Source organism: Ornithinimicrobium sp. CNJ-824 (assembly GCF_001942405.1).
In the GTDB taxonomy this organism is placed as follows: Bacteria; Actinomycetota; Actinomycetes; order Actinomycetales; family Dermatophilaceae; genus Ornithinicoccus; species Ornithinicoccus kibberensis.
This window is the reverse complement of sequence record NZ_MKKA01000044.1, coordinates 137,669-154,883: the sequence shown is the minus strand read 5'-3', so window position 1 is coordinate 154,883 and position 17,215 is coordinate 137,669. Positions and strand designations below refer to the sequence as shown.

Here is a 17,215-nt window from a genome sequence, read left to right as displayed (position 1 = left end):
CTGGGCGCGACCGCCACGATCTTCGTCCCGGCCCTCATGCCGGCCAGCACGTCGGCCCTCGTCGAGGGCGAGGCGCCCGGGTGGTGCGGGTCGAGGGCGACTACGACGACGCGGTCCGGGCCGCGGCCCACCACGCGACGGCGGCCGACGACCGGGCCCTCGTGCAGGACACCGCCTGGGAGGGGTACGAGGACGTGCCGGGATGGATCGTCGAGGGCTACCGGACGATGGTGGAGGAGGTCGACGAGCAGCTGGGCCGCCGGCCGGACCTCGTCGCCGTCCCCGTGGGCGTCGGCTCCCTGGCCCAGGCCGTGGTGTCGCACTACCGCACCGCCCCGCACTCCTTCCAGACCACCCGCGTCCTGTCCGTCGAGCCAGACACCGCCGCGTGCCTGCTCGCCAGCCTGCGGGACGGCACACCTACCTCGGTTCCCACGGCCGGCACCGTCATGGCCGGGATGAACTGCGGCACCGTCTCGGCCCTGGCCTGGCCCGTCCTGCGCGACGGGTGCGACGCCGCCGTAGCCGTGACCGACGAGCAGGCCCTCACCGCGTCCCGCGACCTCCGGGAGCTCGGCGTCTCCTCCGGCCCGTGCGGCGCAGCCACCCTGGCCGGGGCTCGCGCGGCGCTCGACGACCCCTCTCGACGCGCCGACCTGGCTCTCCCGCCCGACGCCGTCGTCGTCCTGCTCAGCACGGAAGGGCTCGACGCCGCATGAGCGCCGTCACCACGCCCGCCGACGTCCACCGCCTCCTCGGCGGGAGGCTGCACGCCTGGCGCCACCACCTGCACCGCCACCCGGAGACCGCCTTCGCCGAGCACGCCACCGCCGACCTTCTGGCCACGACCCTGGACGACCTGGGGTATGCCGTCGCCCGCGGCGTCGGCGGCACCGGCCTGGTCGCCTCGCTCACCCGGGGCGACGCCGACGACGACCGACCCTCGCGGGCCGTCGGGCTCCGTGCCGACATGGACGCCCTGCCGATCCAGGAGGTCGAGGGCCGTGAGCACGGGTCGACCAACCCCGGGACGATGCACGCCTGCGGGCACGACGGGCACATGACCATGGCGCTCGGCGCGGCCGCGGTGCTGGCCGAGGAGGGCGGCTTCACCGGGACGGTCCGGCTGGTCCTCCAGCCCGCCGAGGAGCCCGGCCGTGGCGCCCAGGCGATGGTCGACGACGGTCTGCTGCAGCGCTTCCCGATCGACGTCCTCTACGGGCTGCACAACCTGCCCGGCGTCCCGGCCGGCCACCTGCACGTGCGTCCGGGTGGGATCATGGCCAGCGAGGACAACTTCACCATCACGGTCCACGGCCGGGGCGGCCACGCCGCCCGCCCGGAGGCGGTCGTCGACCCGCTCGTGGCCGGCGCCGAGATCGTCCTGGCCCTGCAGACGGTGGTCGCCCGCAACGTCGACCCCGTGCGCCCGGCCGTGGTGTCCTGCACCGGGTTCGAGACCGACGGGGCGCGCAACGCCATACCCTCCTCGGTCCGGATCACCGGGGACACCCGCAGCTTCGACCCTCAGGTCCAGGCGCTGCTGGAGGAGCGCATCCGTGGGATCGCGACCGGCGTGGCGGCGGCGCACGGGGCGCGGGCCGAGGTGACCTACACGCACGAGTTCGCCCCGACGGTCAACGACCCGGAGGTCACCGCCCGGGCGGCCGCGGCGGCGGTCGCCGTCCTCGGCGCGGACCGGGTGGTGGCCGACTGCGACCCGGTCATGCCCAGCGAGGACTTCGGGGTCCTGGCCCGCCACGTGCCGGCGTGCTTCGCCCTGCTCGGCAACGGCACCGAGCCCGGCCGCGGAGGGACGCCCCTGCACAGCAGCGACTACGACCTCAACGACGAGATCCTCCCCGCCGGGGTGGCCTTCCTCGTGCAGGCGGTGCGGGCCGAGCTGCCGGAGCCCTGACCCCCGCAGCCGGAGCGCCCGCCACGGCACGGACCGGCCGTCAGTAGAGGAACATCGGCTTCCCGCGCACGTGCCGCACCATCGGCCGGTAGTTCGCCACGTCGTAGAGCTCGCCCACGTCGACCCGCTTGACGCCCTCACCGGTCACCGAGATCGGCACGCTGCTGTAGCTGCCGTTGCGCAGCGCCACCATCCGCCCGGTCGACCCGTCCAGGGCCAGGTCGGCGGCCATGACGGCGTAGTTGGTGGCGACCATGAGGTCCAGGGAGTCCGGGCTCCCCGAGCGCATGAGGTAGCCGACCTGCTGGTAGATGATCCCCTCCCCCGTCCGCTCCTTGATGAGCTCGCCGGCGACCTGCCCGATGCCGCCGAGCTTGCGGTGCCCGTAGCGTCGGCCTCGCCGGTGAGCATCATGTCCCCGCCCTTGACGGTGGCCCCCTCGGAGATCGTCACCATCGCGTAGTTGGAGGGGTTGGCCGCCTTGTCCGCCAGCAGCAGCTCGCAGACCCGGTCGACGTCGAAGGGCACCTCCGGGATCAGGGCCCGGTCGACCCCGGCGAGGTATGCCGTGATGAGCGAGGTCTCCCCGGAGTAGCGCCCGAACAGCTCGACGACCGCGATCCGCTCGTGCGACCCGGTGGAGGTGCGCAGGTTGTGGATGAACTGCACGCCCCGGGTCACCGCGGTCGAGAAGCCGATGCAGTAGTCGGTGCCGTTGACGTCGTTGTCCATCGTCTTGGGGATGGCGATCGTCGGCACGCCCTCCTGGTGCATCCGCAGCCCGTAGGACAACGTGTCGTCGCCGCCGATGGGGATGAGCACGTCGATGCCGGCCGCCTCGATGACCTTCAGCACGTGCGGCGTGAGGTCGTGCGGGCCGTCCCTCTCGACCGCCCCGGCCAGGAAGTCCGGCACGTCGCCGGTCTTCACCTTCCCGGGATTGGTCCGCGAGCTGTGCAGGAAGGTGCCGCCGGTCCGGTCGACGGTGCGCACGCCCACCGGGTCGAGGTCGACCAGGTTCTCGGCCACGGACGCCGGGTCGTCGAGGTCGGTGCTCAGCAGGCCGCCCCACCCCCGCCGGATGCCGGTGACCTGGTGCCCCTCCTCGTGGACCCGGTTGACCACGGCCTTGATGCAGGGGTTGAGTCCCGGGACGTCACCGCCGCCGGTGAGGATGCCGATGCGCACGTCGCTCTCCGCTCTGACCGGGGCCGCTCCGCCCCGGCCGGTCGTAGGGGTGCGCGTCAGGCTAACGGAGGAATGCGCCCCGGCGCTCGACCGCGCTGGGTCGTGCCCGTCAGTCCTGCCCGCCCAGGTCGGCGATGCGGCGGGCCGTCGCATCGGCGTCGGCACCACGGGCCACGGCGACCCCCAGGGCGTACGCCGCGACCAGCGCCAGGGGGCGGTCGGCCCCGTGGGCGACGCGCTTGGCCAGCTCGAGCACCCGCTCGACCGCCCGTCCGTCCAGCGGCTCGCCGACGACCTCGCCCACGCGGTCCAGCCACTGCCTGTGCTGCTGCTCGATCTCGCTCGCGCCGCTCATGCGCCCATGGTCCCACCGACGCCCCGGGCCGACCCGCCGGGCGGCGGCCGCGGGGCCTCCGTCCGGCACGCGCCCGTCCCCACCGCTACCGTCAGGAGCGAACCGCACGACCCGAGGACAAGGAGCACCCCATGTGGCACGACGTCCTGATCGTCGGTGGCGGCAACGCCGGCATCTCCCTGGCCGCGCGGCTGCGGCGGATCGGCGCCCGTGACGTCGCGATCGTCACGCCGGACCGCCCGCACCGCTACCGGCCCATGCTCAACTACGTCGCCGGCGGGCAGGCGTCGATGACCGAGCTCACCCGCCCGGCCCTGGAGGTCGTGCCCGACGGGTGCACCTGGCTGCCCAGCCGCGCCGTCGCGGTCCACCACGAGCAGCGCGAGCTCGAGCTCGAGGACGGCGCCCTCGTCGGGTACGACGACCTCGTCCTGGCCCCCGGGCTCGAGGAGGACCTGGACGGCATACCGGGGCTGGCGGCGGCGATGGAGGCGGGCTGGTCGACCACGCCCCACCTGGAGAGCCAGGCCGAGCCCGCGTGGAGTGCCGTCAGGCGTATGACGCGGGGCCGGGTGGTCTTCACGATCCCTCCGGAGCCCTCCCCCTGCGGGGGCACGGCGCTCAAGCCGCTCTTCCTGGCCCTCGACCACTGGCGGGAGCAGGGCGTCCTGCCGGGGATCGACGTCCACCTCGTCACGCCGTACTCCGCCGTCCTCGACCTGCCGTTCGCCGACCGCCGGATGGAGCCGCGCCTGGCCGAGGCGGGCGTCAGCGTGCACCATGGCTCGACCGTCGCGGCCGTCGACCACGAGGCACGCACCCTCACCCTCGGTGGCGCGGCGGACGGGGTCCTGCTCGACGAGGTCGACCACGCGTTCGTCGTCCCCCACTACCGCGGGCCGGGATGGCTGGCCCCGCTGGCCGGCCAGGACGTGGCTGGCCAGGTGGACGTCGACCCGGGGACGATGGCCCACCGCTCCGCCCCGCGGGTGTGGAGCCTGGGCGACGTCGCGGCCCTGGGGACGAGGCCTTCGGGCGGGGCCCTGCGCCGGCAGGTCGAGATCCTCGCCGACAACATCCGCGCCGCCCGGCTGGAGGAGCCGCTGAAGCGCTACGACGGCTACACGATCATCCCGGTCACCGTCGACCGCCGGCACCTGTTCCTGGCCGAGTTCGACCGCGCCGGCGCGCAGCAGCAGACGACCGGCCTGGTCGACCTGACCGTTCCGCGGCGCTGGCTGTGGGCCTTCGACCGCTACGTCGAGCCGATGATCTACTTCCGGTCGCTGCTCAGGGGGCGCCTCGTCCCCTGAACGGTGCGCACCGCGGTCGACCGGTCGTGGCCCCTCGGGGGGCCACAAGCCACCGCACGGTTTTCATGCACTGTGCATTACACTCCATCCATGTCGGTGCTCATCCAGATCCGTGACGTCGACGAGACCGTCCGCGACACGCTCAAGGCTCGGGCCGCGCGGCAGGGCATCTCGCTGAACCTCCTGCTACGACGGCTGCTCGAGGAGGAGGCGTCCCGCCCCGAGCGTGCCGAGGTGCTCGACCGGGTCGCGGCCCGGTCCGAGCGGTCCACCGTCTCCTCCACGGCGCTGATCCGCCAGCTCCGTGACGCCGACCAGCCACGGGACGCATGACCTGGGTCGTCGACGCCTCGGTCGTCGTCGACCTGCTGACGGGCGTCCTGGATGCGGAACGGCTGGGCCCGGCAGCAACCGGTCAGTGGCACGCCCCCGCCCACGTGGACGTCGAGGTCCTGCACGCGGTGAGAGGCCTGGTCAGGGGCAGGCACCTGACGATCGGCCGGGCTCGCGACGCGCTCCACGACCTGCACGACCTGCGGATAGACCGGTGGGCGATGGATCGGTCCTCCGCCCTCAGGGCGCTGGACCTCGGTCGGAACCTGAGTGCCTACGACGCGGCGTACGTCGCCCTGGCCGAGGAGCTCGCCGCGCCGCTGGTGACCCGTGACACCCGTCTGGCCAGAGGAGCGACATCCTTGAGCGACGCGCGGGTGCTGGTCATCTGACGCCGCCCCTGAAGAGCAAGCCCATTGACGTGGCCCCGCCGGAGTCACACCTCGGCGGCGAGCAGCTCCCTGAGGTTGTCGTCGACCTCGGCCAGGTAGGCCTCCTCGAACCCGAACAGCCCGAAGTGCCCCGCGATCGAGTGCAGGGTGCGCAGCTCGCTGCCGGGCACCAGCTCCTGCTCGCGGGCACAGTCACGGGGCGGGAAGAACATGTCCTCGTCGATCGGCATGACGAACGTCTTGGCGGTGATCCGGCCGAGGGCGGCGGCCAGGTCGCCGCCGGCGTTGCGGGCGACGTCGCCGCGCTGCCACTTCCACGCCATCGCCAGCAGCGCGTTGGGGTCCATCGCGACGAACGTGGGCCGCAGGAAGTTGTCGCGGAACTCCTCGAAGGTGTCCCAGCTGACGTCCGGCAGCTCGACGTTGCGCCAGAACTCCGAGCGCCAGAACTCGGTGGACAGGCCCATGACGGCCCAGATGTCGGCGTGCCGACGCAACCCCTCGCCGACGTCCGCGGCAGCGGCATACTCCCCGCCGTTCCAGCCCGGGTCGGAGGTGATGGCGTCCATGAGCGTCTGGGTGAAGAGGAAGTCGTGCGGGGTGTTCTGCGCGGTGCCGGCGATCATCGCGGCCCGCTGCACCTTCTCCGGGAAGCGCACCGCCCACTCCCAGGTCTGCTGGGCGCCCATCGACCCGCCGACGACCAGGGCCAGCCGCTCGATGCCGAACTCCTCGCGCAGCAGCTGCTCCTGGGCCCGGACGTCGTCCCCGATCCGCACGTGCGGGAAGGAGGACATGGCGATCTCGCCGTCGGTGTTGTGCGGGGAGGTCGACAGGCCGTTGCCGATCTGGTTGACCACGACGATGAAGTACCTCGACGGGTCCAGCGCGCGCCCCTCGCCGATGTAGGTCAGCTCCCACGTCTGGTGGGTGCCGGAGAACCAGGTGGGGATGAGGATCGCGTTGTCCTTGGCCTCGTTGAGCTGGCCGTAGGTGGCGACGGCCAGCTGGAGGTCGGGGATGACCCCGCCCTCCTCCAGCTCGAACCGGCCGACGGAGTGGAGCTCGTAGGCTCCCTGCACCTCGGGGCTGTAGAACGGGTTCTCCAACGTCATCGCTGTCGAACGGTCACCGATCCACGACCACCCCGTAGTAGTCGCGGTCCAGGATCATCGCCGAGTAGTAGAACCGCCGGTCGATCTCGTCGGAGATCGCCTGCCGGTAGCCCTCCGGCACCTCCACCCCCTCGGCGGGCGTGAACTCCTGGGCCACCGCGTCATACCTGCCCTTGTCGGTGAGGAAGCTGCGGTCGCTGAAGATGACCAGCGGCTCGGCGTCGGAGAAGACGTCCCGGCCCATGAGCAGCCGCGAGTCGAACTCCAGCCCCAGAAGGTTGGACAGCGTGGGGATGATGTCCATGCTGGCGACCGGCTCGTCGACGGTCATCGGCTCCATCCCTGGCGCATACATGACGAGGCTGTTGCGGTAGAGCTCGATGTCGTCCACCTCGTGCCCCTCCAGCTCCTCGATCTGCTCCCGCGTCAGCCCGTAGGGGTAGTGGTCCGAGCTGAGCACGACGAGGGTCCGGTCGGCGACGCCGTCCTCCTCCAGCTCCTCGAGCAGCAGCTCCATCGCCCGGTCCAGCTCGATCTGGGTCGCCATGTGGGCCTTCCCCGCCTCGGAGTAGGCAGGTCCTCGACCAGCTCCCGGTTCTTCACCGCGATGAAGTTGCCGCCGAAGGTGTATTGCAGGTGCCCGCTGACGGTCATGTAGTAGGCGTGGAACGGCTCCTGCTCGAGCACCTCCGGCATGGTCAGCTCGATCATCTCCACGTCCGACTCCGGCCAGGTGGGCGTGACGTCCAGCCCGCTGCCCAGCCCCTTGTAGTCGTAGCCCAGGTTCGGGTGCGAGACGTCCCGCCGGTAGTAGTCGTAGGTGTGGTTGTGGTAGGCGAGGGTCGCATAGCCCAGCCGCCCCAGCTGGTTGCCCATGGCGAACGGCATCGCGTTGTCGCCCGACTGGTACATGCTCCAGACGCCGCTCTTGGGGATCAGCCCGGTGGTGGCCACGTACTCCCCGTCGGAGGTGCTCACGCCCCAGATGGGGGTGTAGAAGTCGGTGAACCTGATGCCCTCCTGGGTCAGCGTGTGCAGCGTGGGCGTGACCTCGGGGTCGACGGCGAGGTGGGAGAAGCCCTCGGCGGTGACGAACACGAGGTTGTAGCCCTCGAACCGGCCGGTCTGCTCGTTCTGGACGGTCGGTTCCCGCGCGGCGAAGTACTCGTGCAGGGCGCGCAGCTCGTCGTCGTCCTCCTCGGCGGCGAGCTGGTCGAAGTCGATGTCCAGCACGTTGGGCTCCGGTGCCGCCTCCCGTTCCGGCTCGCCCCGGGCTCCCGAGGTCTGCCGGGCCCCGTCCGCGGGAGGCTCCTCGGTGACGGCCCCGTCGGGGGTATGCCGTGGGGGCGCCACCGCCGCCGGCGGCGCCTTCTCGCCGCCGAGGCCGAGCAGGTTGCGCTGCAGGTCGACCCGCATGCTCGTCACCAGCCCCAGCCGGTTGACCGCCGTGACCGGGTGCTGGTCGCGGTAGTAGGTGTCGTACGCGCTGTTCTGGCCCCGGTCGCCCAGGTTGATACCGGCCAGGGCACCGCCGACGAGGAGGACGAGCATCCCGGCGGTCACGGCCTGCTGCCGCCACGAGGCCCGGCGCCGGGGGCCGGCGCGGAACCGCGACCCGACGAAGACCAGCAGGGGCACCGACAGAGCCAGCAGCCACCAGGCGTTCTCGGCGATCTTGCCCACGATGTCGGCGGCGAACTCTGCCACCTGGCCGGCGTTGGTGGCGGAGAAGACCGTGTAGAAGGTGCCGAAGATGTCGTAGTAGATGAGCTGCGACACGAACAGCAGCGTGAGGAAGGTCAGCGCGAGCCCCACCGCCACGTCGCGGACCCGCCCGGGCAGCAGACCGGCGACCAGCGTGATCGCCAGGGCCGTGACCGCGGCGAAGACGGCGGCCCGCAGCAGCCCGACGGTCAGGAAGGGGGCCTCGGTCCGTGCCCGCAGGATCAGCTCGAGAGCGAGGACCGCGATGAAGAGGAACCTGGCCAGGGCGAGCGGCCTCGCGCCAGCACCCCGACCGGGGCGTTGGCGGGCCGTCACGGGCGGCACCGATGCTCCACCCGGCGTCATCGCCGGTGCCATCTGTCCACGGTACGCGCCGCGCGTCGCCTCGGGTCCGCTCCGGACCTGGTGTGTCGTTCAGCCGGCAGGAACCCGAGGGTCGTCGCGCACGATCGCCTCGACCTGGTCCTCCCAGCGCTCCTCCACCGGGAAGACCGACCGGACGAGCCAGGTCGCCCTGGCGTCGGCATACTCCTGCGCGGGCACCCCGGCGGCCGGGTGCACGACGACGTCCCACCCCGGGCGGGCCTCGGCGCCGTCCAAGGCCAGGTAGTCGGCCAGCTGCTCGGGGGTGAGGTGGTCCTCCGGGCCGATCGGCACGATCCCGTCCCAGCGGCGGGCGCGGGCCAGCGGTCGACGGTGGGGCGCTACCCCGGCCACCCAGATCGGCGGACGGGGCTGCTGCACCGGGCGTGGGTGGAGGTCGGCCCGGACGCGGTAGTGGTCGCCGGCGACGTCGGTGGGGCCGCGCATCAGCCGGTCGACGACGGAGAGCCCCTCGTCCAGCATCGCGGCGCGCACCCGGGGGTCGGACTCCTCGCCCAGGTCGGCGAAGTCCCGGTCCGGCGGTTCGCCGAGGCCGACCCCGAGCACCGCCCGGCCGCCGCTGAGCCGGTCCAGCGTAGTGAGCTGCTTGGCCACGGCATAGGGGCGACGGCGTGAGAGCGGGGTGACCAGGGTGCCGAGGCGCACCGTGGCGGTGACGGAGACGAGGGCCCCCAGCATCACCCACGGGTCGAGCGGGGCCGCCCCGGGCCGCCACTGCACGTGGTCCCACAGGAAGACCCCGTCCCACCCGTTGGCCTCGGCCTCCCGGGCCCAGCCGACGACCCGGGAAGGATCGGTGAACGGGGGGATGCTCACGCCGAACTTCATGGGCCCACGCTAGGCCCCCGGGGCATGGGTGTGGCCCGGCCCCCGGGGCCGCCTACAGTGGCCGCGTGAACCTGCACGACATACCTGTGACCACCCTCGACGGCCGACCGACCACGCTGGGCGAGCACGCCGGCCGTGTCCTGCTGATCGTCAACGTCGCCTCCCGCTGCGGTCTGACCCCGCAGTACGCCGGGCTCGAGCAGCTGCAGGAGCAGTACGGCGACCGTGGCCTGACCGTCGTCGGCTTCCCCTGCAACCAGTTCGGCGGCCAGGAACCGGGCACCAACGAGAAGATCGCGCAGTTCTGCTCGGCCACCTACGGCGTGAGCTTCCCGATGATGGACAAGGTCGACGTCAACGGGGCCGACCAGCACCCCGTCTTCGCCGAGCTGACCCAGGTGCCGGACGCGACGGCGAGGCCGGGGACGTCGCGTGGAACTTCGAGAAGTGGGTCGTCGACGGACGCGGCGAGCCCGTCGCGCGGTTCCGCCCGCAGACCGAGCCGACCGATCCGCAGGTCGTCGACGTGATCGAGGCCGCCCTGGCCGGATCCTCCTCCCGCTGACACCGCATACCTCTCACCACCTGCGCCGCAACCACCGCCGTCGGGCCTTCCCCTGCTGCCAGCGCACCTCGACGCCCCGCTCGCGTGCCAGCCTCTCGATCAGCTGGCTCACCTCCTGGTTCGCATACCTGTCGTGCGCGTCCCGCACCCGCGTCCGCTTCCCGAACAGCGCATCCGCCTCGTCGAAGAGCAGGACCTCGCCCGTCTCCTGCGCCCGGTCGAACAGGCGCGAGAGGTTCTTCTCCGTCTCACCGATGTAGCGCGACACCACCCGCCGCAGGTCGACGCGCCGCACGGCGGCCGGCTGCTCGACGACGGACGGGACCACCAACCTCGGCGCGACCGGGGGAGCGGGCTCCGCCGGCGACCCGCCTTCGCCGGCCGCCACCGCCGCCTGCAGGTGGACCGTCCGCACCTCGAACTCCGCCGGGCGCACCGGGGCGAACCACAGCCGCACCACGACCCGCCCGGCGAGCACGTCGGCCTCGGTCATCGTCTCCCCCGGCCCGCAGCGCACCCCGTATGCCTGCTCCGGCTTGGTGCCCTGCAGGGCGCCCCTCCGCCACAGGTCGTGCAGGAAGTCCTCGGTCAGCCCCCTGACGCGGGCCCAGAGCGCCGCGTCGTTCCGCTCGTCGGCGACGAAGCCCAGCCCGGCCGTCACCGACATCAGCACGTGGTCGGTCAGCCGGCGCACGTTGACGTAGCGCGCCACCGGGTCGGCCGACCGCCCGCCAACGACCGTCCGCGCACCCCAGACGACCCGGCCGCGTCCGGGCAGGTCGCGCAGCGGGTTGACCCCGGCCTGCACCAGCCGGTCCACGTCCTCGTCCGCCAGCGTCTCGGCGAAGCGTCGACCTCGCGCAGCTCGACGCCCGCCGGCGCCTTCCACACCCCCCGCTCGGCGTCGGTGCGCGCGACCACCCCGGCGACCGCCCCCGACGGCGGCACGGTCACGCCGTCGACGACGACCCACGGGTGGTATGCCGCGGCACGCTCCGCGTGATCCGTCACCGCCCCCAGCGCTGCCTCGTGCGTCGGTCCCCACGGACCGGGCGGCAGGTCGAGCAGCAGCACCGCGCGGGATGCCCCGCACCGCCCGAGCGCGACCCTCATCTGGTCGGAGTGGGCCGCGGTCAGGCCGGGCACCACGAGCACCGTGACGCCCGATCCGTCGAGCGCATGCACCCCGCCGGGTCCCTCTACCGGGACCAGCTGCGCAGGCGCCGGACCCGCCGACCGGACGACCACCGCGCTGGTGCCGCCGTTGGCGAAGAACAGCTCGACCGCGTGGCCCAGCGGCCGGTCGGAGTCGAGGCTCGGCCCGAACGTGGCGTGGTAGTGCGCCGCGCTGGTGACCGTCACCGGGGTGCCGACCGGCCCGGCGTCGGCCGCCCCGACGAACCCGGTCACCGAGGTCGGCAGCGGCTTGATGGGGGCGCCTGCGGCGCTGGGCTCGGTGTGCGACATACGTCATTCAAGCGCCGACGTGCAGGGGTGCGCCACCATCTCGCTCATCGGGACCACTCCGACGCCCCGGGCAGCCTGGTCCAGGAGCTGCTCAGCCGGCGGCCGCCCGCGCGTGCGGATAGGTCGCCTCCCGGTCCTGGAACGCCAGCACGGCCGGGTTGCGAATGACCCCGTCCTGGATCTCGATCGCCCGGTCGATGGTGGGCTCGGCCGCCCACGCCTCCGGGCCCGAGAGGACCGTGCGCAGGTGCGGCAGCAGGGCCGCGCTGATCTCCCAGGTCGCCGAGTTCCACAGGTAGGTCGGGGTATGGTCGACGGCGTAGTAGGTGATGTTGTCGCCCACGACGAAGGTGGGGTCGTCGAAGGTCGTCGGCCGGGCCCAGCTGAACCCCATAATGCCCTCGTCGCAGGACACGTCGACGACGAGGCTCCCCGGACGGAACATCGTCAGGTCCTCCTCGGTGAGGAAGGTCCACGGCGCTGCGGTGTCCTGCAGGACGCAGTTGACGACGATGTCGTTCTCGGCGAGGTAGGGCGCCAGCGGGACGGGGCCGTCCCGGGTGACGACGGTCGTCAGGGCCGGGTCCTCGTCCTGGTCGAGGTGGACGATCTCCACCGAGTGGATGGGCGAGGCGACGGCGGCGACCTTGCGCTGGGTGAGCACCCGGACGTCGTTGACGCCGAGTACGGTCAACGCGGTCACCGCACCGCGGGCCGTCGCGCCGAAGCCGATGACGACGGCGCTGCGTTTCGGGCCGTAGCTCCCGGTGGAGCCGATGAGCTCGAGCGAGTGCAGCACCGAGCAGTAGCCGGCCAGCTCGTTGTTGAGGTGGAAGACGTGCAGCATGAAGCTGCCGCTGCGGGACCAGTGGTTCATCGCCTCGAACGCGATGAGGGTCTGGCGCCGGTCGACGGCCTGCTGGGTGAGCCCGGCGTCCTGGACGCAGTGCGGCCACCCCCACACGATCTGCCGTCCCGCATCTCCGCGAGGTCCTCGGCCTGCACCTTGGGCAGGAGGATGACGTCGCACTCCGCGATGAGCTCGGCTCGGGTCCTGACGCCGCCCACCAGGTCGGCGAGCGACTCGTCGGTCACGCCGAAGCGGGCGCCGTACCCCTCCTCGACGAAGATCCGGGACCGCAGGTCCCCGTCGATCGTGGCCAGGTGCTCGGGGTGGATCGGCAGGCGGTGCTCGTTCTCCTTGCGGGAGTGGGCCGTCACGCCGACCGAGAGCAGGGGCCCCACCTCAGTGCCTCCCGCCGCGCGGGGCGCCCAGGACGAAGCAGAAGTCGTGCGGAGACGGGTGTGGCATGGATGCCCCTCGATGGGGAGACCTGGACCGTCTCGCTCCTTCGGAGCGTACGCCCCTGACCCGCCGCGCCGACCCCGACAGGAGGCGCCGCGCCCTCTGCTCAGGTGCGCGGCACCTCCCGCCGCCCAGGTCAGACCTTCGCCTCCAGGACCATGTTGAAGTCGTTCTCCGCCGCCCGGCGGACCGAGCCGAAGCCGGCCTCGTGGAGCACCTCGGCCAACCGCCCCTCCCCCGCCTGCGAGCCGAGCGCGAGCCCGACCGGCTGGGACAGGGAGTTGGCAGTGCACAGGAACGTCGACGCCGCGAAGCTGATCGGCGCCATCGGCACCGTCGCCAGCGTGGTCGCCAGGTCGTCGGCGGCCCGCGGTTCGACCAGCACCAGCCGGCCGTCGTCGGCCAGCGCCCGCCGCGCGTGCGCGGCCGCACCGACCGGGTCGCCCAGGTCGTGGAAGGCGTCGAAGTAGGTGACGACGTCCACGTCCCGGTCGGCGAACCCGTGCGCGTCCCCGACGTCGAAGCGCACCCGGTCCGCCAGCCCGGCCTCCTCGGCCCGTCGGCGGGCCACCTCGACCGAGCCCTCGTGCACGTCGTACCCGACGAAGCGCGAGGTCGGGAAGGCCTCCGCGAGCAGCAGCAGCGGAGCCCCGCGGCCACAGCCGACGTCGACGACGGTGGCGCCGGCGTGCAGCCGGTCGGCCAGCCCGTCGAGCGCGGGCACCCACTCCGAGAGCAGGCTGTTGCGGTAGCCGACGCGGAAGAAGCGTTCGATCGACTCGAAGACCGTCGGGTCCTGCTCCGACCAGGGCACGCCCCGGCCGGTGCGGAACGCCTCGGCCAGCTCGTCGGTGCGCCGGTGCAGGCCGGTGACCAGCGGCGCGGCGCCGATCATGGCGGCCGGGGAGTCGTCCGAGGCGAGCACGGCGGCGTGCTCAGCCGGCAGGGTGAAGGTCCCGGTCGCCGGGTCGTGGCGGACGATGCCGACGGCGGCCTGCTGGGAGAGCCACTCGCGGACGTAGCGCTCGGCGGTCCCGGTGGTGGCGGCCAGCTCTGCCGGGGTGACCGGGCCCGAGCCGGCGAGAGCGGCATACAGGCCGACCCGGTCGCCGACGACCATCATGGCCGCGGTGGCGCCGCCGGCGAGCATCATGCCGACCTGCTGGGCGAAGGCGCCCACCTGCTCCAGGTCGAGGTCGGGCGGGGCACCGTCGGCGGCCGCGGAGGGCGTCGTGGCGATGCCCTCGGGGTCGGCGCGGCGGGATGCGGAGTGCGTGCTCATGGTTCCTCCTGCGGTGGATCGTGCTGACCGGTCCACCGTGGCGGGCACCGCTTTCACGACGCTGTCACCGGGCTGTCGGGCAGACTGACGCAGGTGGCACGGCTGCGGTTCGGCGTGCTCGGCACGCTGGAGGTGCTCGTCGACGGGCGACCGGTGCAGGTCCCCGCCGGGCGTCGACGGGCGGTGCTGACCTGCCTGCTCGTGCACGCCGGCTCCGCGGTCACGACGGACACCCTCGTCGAGGCCGCCTGGGGCGGGGAGCCGCCGGCCGACTCGCGGGCCGCCCTGCAGACCGTGGTCTCACGGCTGCGGGCGCTGCTGGGGCCGGACGCGGTGGAGACGGTGGAGGGCGGCTACCGCCTGCCCGTGCCGCCCGCGGAGGTCGACGCCCTGCTCCTGGAGGACCTGCTCACCCGCGCCCGCACGGCCGACCCGGGCACGGCGCTGCCCCTGCTGGAGCGGGCCCGTCGGTTGTGGCGGGGACCGCCGTTCGGGGAGCTCGGGTCGAGCGCACCCGTGCTGGCCGCCGCGGCGCGCCTGGAGGGTATGCGGCACGAGTCCGCCGAGCTGCACGCCGCCGCGCTGCTCGACCTCGGGGATCCGGCCCCGGCGGTGCCGCTGCTGCAGGAGCTGCTGGCCGAGGAGCCCTACCGCGAGCACGCCGTCGCCCTGCTCGTGCGGGCGCTCTACCGGCTGGGCCGCCAGGCCGAGGCGCTGGACCTGCTCGAGCGGCACCGGCGCCGGATGGCCGACGAGCTCGGGCTGGACCCTTCCCCCGAGCTGGTCGACCTGCAGGCACGGGTCCTCGGGCACGAGCTGGAGCAGGAGAGCCCTGCGGAGCGCACGCCGTCGGACCGACCACCGGTCACGTGGCTGGAGGTCGCCGCTCCCCTCGTCGGGCGGGAGGACGACCTCGCCCGGCTCGTCGGGGCGGTGCTCGAGGGACCGGTGACGACCGTGACCGGCCCCGGCGGAGTGGGCAAGACCCGGCTGGCCGCCGAGGCGGTGCGCGTGCTGCCCGAGCGCTCCCACCTGCCTGTCGCCGTGGTCGAGCTCGCCGGCACCGACCCCGGCGGGGTGGCGACCGCGGTCGCCGGTGCGCTACGGCTCGGGCGCCGGACCGACGATCCCGCCGAGGACGTGGTGGACGTCCTGGCCACCACGCCCCACCTCCTCGTGGTCGACGACGCCGAGCACCTGCTGGCCGAGGTGGCCGACCTCGTCGGCCGGGTCGCCCGCCGTTGCCGGGGCACCCGCGTGCTGGTCACCAGCCGCCGCCGGCTCGGCCTGCCCGCCGAGACCGTCGTGCCCCTGGCCCCGCTCGCCACGCACTCCCCCGGTGCGAGGTCCGCGGTCGGCACCTCGGCCGCCGTCCGGCTGTTCACCGACCGGGTCCGACGGCTGCGGCCCGCGTTCGGCGTCGACCCGACCAACGCGGCGGCGGTGGCCGAGCTGTGCCGACGGCTCGACGGGCTGCCGCTGGCGCTGGAGCTGGCGGCGTCACGCACCGCGACCGCCGGGCTCGACGAGGTGCTCGCGCTGCTGCCCGCCGACGAGACGTCGACCCCCGGCGGGACGGCCGAGGGGCTGGGCCTGGACCGGACGGTCGACTGGTCCTACCGCCTGCTCAAGGATGAGCAGCGCCGGCTGCTCGCGTGGCTGTCGGTCTTCGCCAGCGAGTTCACGCCCGACGCGGTGCGGGCGGTCACGGCATACCTCGATCCGCGGTCCGACCCCGGCGCAGCCCTGGCGGAGCTGGTCGAGACCTCGCTCGTGGCGTGCCGGGTGGAGGGCCGGGGTGCCCGGCTCCGGCTGCTGGGGGTGGTGCGCGAGTATGCCGCGGCGCGCCTGCGCGAGGCCGGCCCGGACCACGAGACGGCGGCGCACCGGGCGCACGCGGCGTGGGTGGCCCGGGAGTGCGAGCAGGTCGCGGACGCCTGGGCGACCGAGGACGGGGTGCTGCTGCGCGACCGGGTCGAGGCGCTCGTCCCGGACGCCACGGCGGCGCTGCGCCGGACCGCGCGCCCCCAGGCACCCGACGTCGCCAGGGACGACCTCGTCGTCGCGCTGCGTCTCGTGGCCGCCGTCGGCCGGTGCCTGCACTGGGTGCCCGGGCCTGCGCTGGGCGAGGCGATGCTCGCGGTCGCCGAGCTGGGCGCAGGCCGCCTGTCGCCCGGTGACCTCTCCGACGACGAGCTGGCTGCCGCCGGCGGCGTCGGGGCGGGGGCGATGGTGGCCGTCGAGCACGGTGAGCTCGACCGGGCACGGCGCCTGGCCCTGGCGGGGATAGCACTGGCCGGGGGCGCGGACGAGCGCTGGCGTGCCTGGTGCTGGGGGTGGAGGCGATGTACCGCGGGGACGCGACGGCGTCGACGGACTGGTTCGAGCGGATGGGCCGCACCGCCGAGCTGACCGGGGAGAGCCACGTCTCCCGGGCGCTGATGGCGCTCTACGCCGACGACGTCCAGGCGGCGCGGGAGCACGTCGCGGTCGCGACGGCGGCGGCCGGGGCGGGGTCGGACGCCGAGCGGGCGTTCACGCTCTACGCCGAGGGCGAGGTGCTGGCCCGCTCCGACCCGGTGGCGGCGACCGCCCGGCTGCGCGAGGCCGCCGCCGAGGCGGGACGGATCGGTGCCGGGCAGGTGAGCAAGGTGGCCCGGCTCGCGCTGCTCGCCCGGCTGGTGCGGGACGGTCAGACGCAGGAGGCGCGGTCGCTGGGAGGGGCGCTGCTGCGCGACCTGCACCGGACCGGGTCGTGGGCGCAGATCTGGACGATGCTCCGCGTGCTCGCCGAGCTCCTCGCCGACGAGGGGTCGTCCGCCGACGCCGCGTTCCTGCTCGGGGCGGCCGAGCGCGACCCGTCGGCGCCTCCGCTCATGGGTGAGGACGTCGCACGGCACGCCGAGCTGCGGCAGCGGCTGGCCGAAGAGGTCGGACCTGCTGTCCTGCAGCAGGTCCAGGCGGTGGCCGCGACGACGCCGCGGACCCAGGTGGTCCGGCGGGCGATGCGGCTGCTGCCGTAGGGCCCGGGGGGGTGCCGAGGA

At 73.7% G+C, this 17,215-nt stretch carries 16 protein-coding genes and 2 pseudogenes; 8 read left to right on the top strand and 10 right to left on the bottom strand.

All coding sequences use genetic code 11. The features are described from left to right. Nucleotides 1-80: 80 nt before the first annotated feature. A complete protein-coding gene (locus BJF81_RS20400; RefSeq protein WP_269087335.1) occupies nt 81-719 on the top strand; it encodes a pyridoxal-phosphate dependent enzyme in 639 nt (212 codons plus the stop codon). Then, on the top strand, nt 716-1,918 hold the full coding sequence (locus BJF81_RS12575; RefSeq protein ID WP_075958626.1) for an amidohydrolase: 1,203 nt from the start codon (nt 716-718) through the stop codon (nt 1,916-1,918). The genes BJF81_RS20400 and BJF81_RS12575 overlap by 4 nt, the downstream gene beginning before the upstream one ends. Before the next feature lie 144 nt (nt 1,919-2,062). Here BJF81_RS12575 and BJF81_RS12570 read toward each other — a convergent pair whose 3' ends face one another. Beyond that, nucleotides 2,063-3,106, bottom strand: a complete 1,044-nt coding sequence (locus tag BJF81_RS12570; RefSeq protein ID WP_202817488.1) for a 6-phosphofructokinase — start codon at nt 3,104-3,106, stop codon at nt 2,063-2,065. Between the two features lie 109 nt (nt 3,107-3,215). Continuing rightward, nucleotides 3,216-3,461, bottom strand: a complete 246-nt coding sequence (locus BJF81_RS12565) for a DUF6457 domain-containing protein (protein ID WP_075958625.1) — start codon at nt 3,459-3,461, stop codon at nt 3,216-3,218. 131 nt (nt 3,462-3,592) lie between these two features. Between BJF81_RS12565 and BJF81_RS12560 the strand changes: the two genes are divergently transcribed. From BJF81_RS12560 to BJF81_RS12550, 3 genes are all read left to right on the top strand, one after another. Next, entirely contained in the window at nt 3,593-4,774 is a 1,182-nt protein-coding gene (locus tag BJF81_RS12560; protein WP_075958624.1) for an NAD(P)/FAD-dependent oxidoreductase, read from the top strand. 90 nt (nt 4,775-4,864) lie between these two features. Further along, a complete protein-coding gene (locus tag BJF81_RS12555; protein WP_075958623.1) occupies nt 4,865-5,107 on the top strand; it encodes a FitA-like ribbon-helix-helix domain-containing protein in 243 nt (80 codons plus the stop codon). Next, a complete protein-coding gene (locus BJF81_RS12550; protein ID WP_075958622.1) occupies nt 5,104-5,499 on the top strand; it encodes a type II toxin-antitoxin system VapC family toxin in 396 nt (131 codons plus the stop codon). Before BJF81_RS12555 ends, BJF81_RS12550 begins: the two co-directional genes overlap by 4 nt. A 44-nt stretch (nt 5,500-5,543) precedes the next feature. Here the strand turns inward: BJF81_RS12550 and BJF81_RS12545 are convergent, their stop codons facing one another. The 4 genes from BJF81_RS12545 to BJF81_RS12530 all read right to left on the bottom strand — a co-directional run bounded on the left by BJF81_RS12545 (nt 5,544) and on the right by BJF81_RS12530 (nt 9,551). Further along, nucleotides 5,544-6,614: an alpha/beta fold hydrolase gene (locus BJF81_RS12545; protein ID WP_075958621.1), complete on the bottom strand. Its 1,071-nt coding sequence runs from the start codon at nt 6,612-6,614 to the stop codon at nt 5,544-5,546. A 13-nt stretch (nt 6,615-6,627) separates the two neighbouring features. Next, nucleotides 6,628-7,131 carry a sulfatase-like hydrolase/transferase gene (locus BJF81_RS20395; protein WP_269087337.1) on the bottom strand — a complete coding sequence of 168 codons (504 nt, stop codon included), beginning with the start codon at nt 7,129-7,131 and terminating at the stop codon, nt 6,628-6,630. Beyond that, nucleotides 7,041-8,663: an LTA synthase family protein gene (locus BJF81_RS20390; protein ID WP_158068683.1), complete on the bottom strand. Its 1,623-nt coding sequence runs from the start codon at nt 8,661-8,663 to the stop codon at nt 7,041-7,043. The genes BJF81_RS20395 and BJF81_RS20390 overlap by 91 nt, the downstream gene beginning before the upstream one ends. 90 nt (nt 8,664-8,753) lie before the next feature. Beyond that, nucleotides 8,754-9,551 (bottom strand): LLM class flavin-dependent oxidoreductase, encoded by a 798-nt coding sequence (locus tag BJF81_RS12530; protein ID WP_075958618.1) that lies wholly within the window; start codon nt 9,549-9,551, stop codon nt 8,754-8,756. A 65-nt stretch (nt 9,552-9,616) separates the two neighbouring features. Here BJF81_RS12530 and BJF81_RS12525 point away from each other — a divergent pair. Then, nucleotides 9,617-10,116, top strand: a pseudogene (locus BJF81_RS12525) (glutathione peroxidase). A 13-nt stretch (nt 10,117-10,129) separates the two neighbouring features. Here BJF81_RS12525 and BJF81_RS19845 read toward each other — a convergent pair. From BJF81_RS19845 to BJF81_RS12505, 4 genes and pseudogenes are all read right to left on the bottom strand, one after another. After that, a complete protein-coding gene (locus BJF81_RS19845) occupies nt 10,130-10,783 on the bottom strand; it encodes an AAA family ATPase (RefSeq protein WP_342447144.1) in 654 nt (217 codons plus the stop codon). 14 nt (nt 10,784-10,797) lie between these two features. Continuing rightward, nucleotides 10,798-11,583, bottom strand: coding sequence for a phage tail sheath family protein (locus BJF81_RS19840; protein ID WP_075958616.1), 786 nt, complete (start codon nt 11,581-11,583; stop codon nt 10,798-10,800). 91 nt (nt 11,584-11,674) lie between these two features. After that, nucleotides 11,675-12,819: pseudogene (locus BJF81_RS12510) on the bottom strand (N(5)-(carboxyethyl)ornithine synthase). Between the two features lie 206 nt (nt 12,820-13,025). Beyond that, entirely contained in the window at nt 13,026-14,171 is a 1,146-nt protein-coding gene (locus BJF81_RS12505; protein ID WP_083664197.1) for a class I SAM-dependent methyltransferase, read from the bottom strand. A gap of 93 nt (nt 14,172-14,264) precedes the next feature. Between BJF81_RS12505 and BJF81_RS12500 the strand changes: the two genes are divergently transcribed. Both BJF81_RS12500 and BJF81_RS12495 read left to right on the top strand, forming a co-directional pair. Continuing rightward, nucleotides 14,265-16,583 (top strand): BTAD domain-containing putative transcriptional regulator, encoded by a 2,319-nt coding sequence (locus BJF81_RS12500; protein WP_075958615.1) that lies wholly within the window; start codon nt 14,265-14,267, stop codon nt 16,581-16,583. Then, a complete protein-coding gene (locus tag BJF81_RS12495) occupies nt 16,517-17,194 on the top strand; it encodes a hypothetical protein (RefSeq protein WP_143780838.1) in 678 nt (225 codons plus the stop codon). The genes BJF81_RS12500 and BJF81_RS12495 overlap by 67 nt, the downstream gene beginning before the upstream one ends. Nucleotides 17,195-17,215: the final 21 nt, after the last annotated feature.

Coding starts and splice junctions, on each gene's coding strand:
- BJF81_RS12550 (WP_075958622.1), top strand. CDS start 5,104: ATGACCTGGGTCGTCGACGCCTCGGTCGTCGTCGACCTGCTGACGGGC.
- BJF81_RS12575 (WP_075958626.1), top strand. CDS start 716: ATGAGCGCCGTCACCACGCCCGCCGACGTCCACCGCCTCCTCGGCGGG.
- BJF81_RS19845 (WP_342447144.1), bottom strand. CDS start 10,783: ATGTCGGTGACGGCCGGGCTGGGCTTCGTCGCCGACGAGCGGAACGAC.
- BJF81_RS12505 (WP_083664197.1), bottom strand. CDS start 14,171: ATGAGCACGCACTCCGCATCCCGCCGCGCCGACCCCGAGGGCATCGCC.
- BJF81_RS12495 (WP_143780838.1), top strand. CDS start 16,517: ATGTACCGCGGGGACGCGACGGCGTCGACGGACTGGTTCGAGCGGATG.
- BJF81_RS12555 (WP_075958623.1), top strand. CDS start 4,865: ATGTCGGTGCTCATCCAGATCCGTGACGTCGACGAGACCGTCCGCGAC.
- BJF81_RS12560 (WP_075958624.1), top strand. CDS start 3,593: ATGTGGCACGACGTCCTGATCGTCGGTGGCGGCAACGCCGGCATCTCC.
- BJF81_RS12565 (WP_075958625.1), bottom strand. CDS start 3,461: ATGAGCGGCGCGAGCGAGATCGAGCAGCAGCACAGGCAGTGGCTGGAC.
- BJF81_RS12530 (WP_075958618.1), bottom strand. CDS start 9,551: ATGAAGTTCGGCGTGAGCATCCCCCCGTTCACCGATCCTTCCCGGGTC.
- BJF81_RS20395 (WP_269087337.1), bottom strand. CDS start 7,131: ATGGAGCTGCTGCTCGAGGAGCTGGAGGAGGACGGCGTCGCCGACCGG.
- BJF81_RS12545 (WP_075958621.1), bottom strand. CDS start 6,614: ATGACGTTGGAGAACCCGTTCTACAGCCCCGAGGTGCAGGGAGCCTAC.
- BJF81_RS19840 (WP_075958616.1), bottom strand. CDS start 11,583: ATGTCGCACACCGAGCCCAGCGCCGCAGGCGCCCCCATCAAGCCGCTG.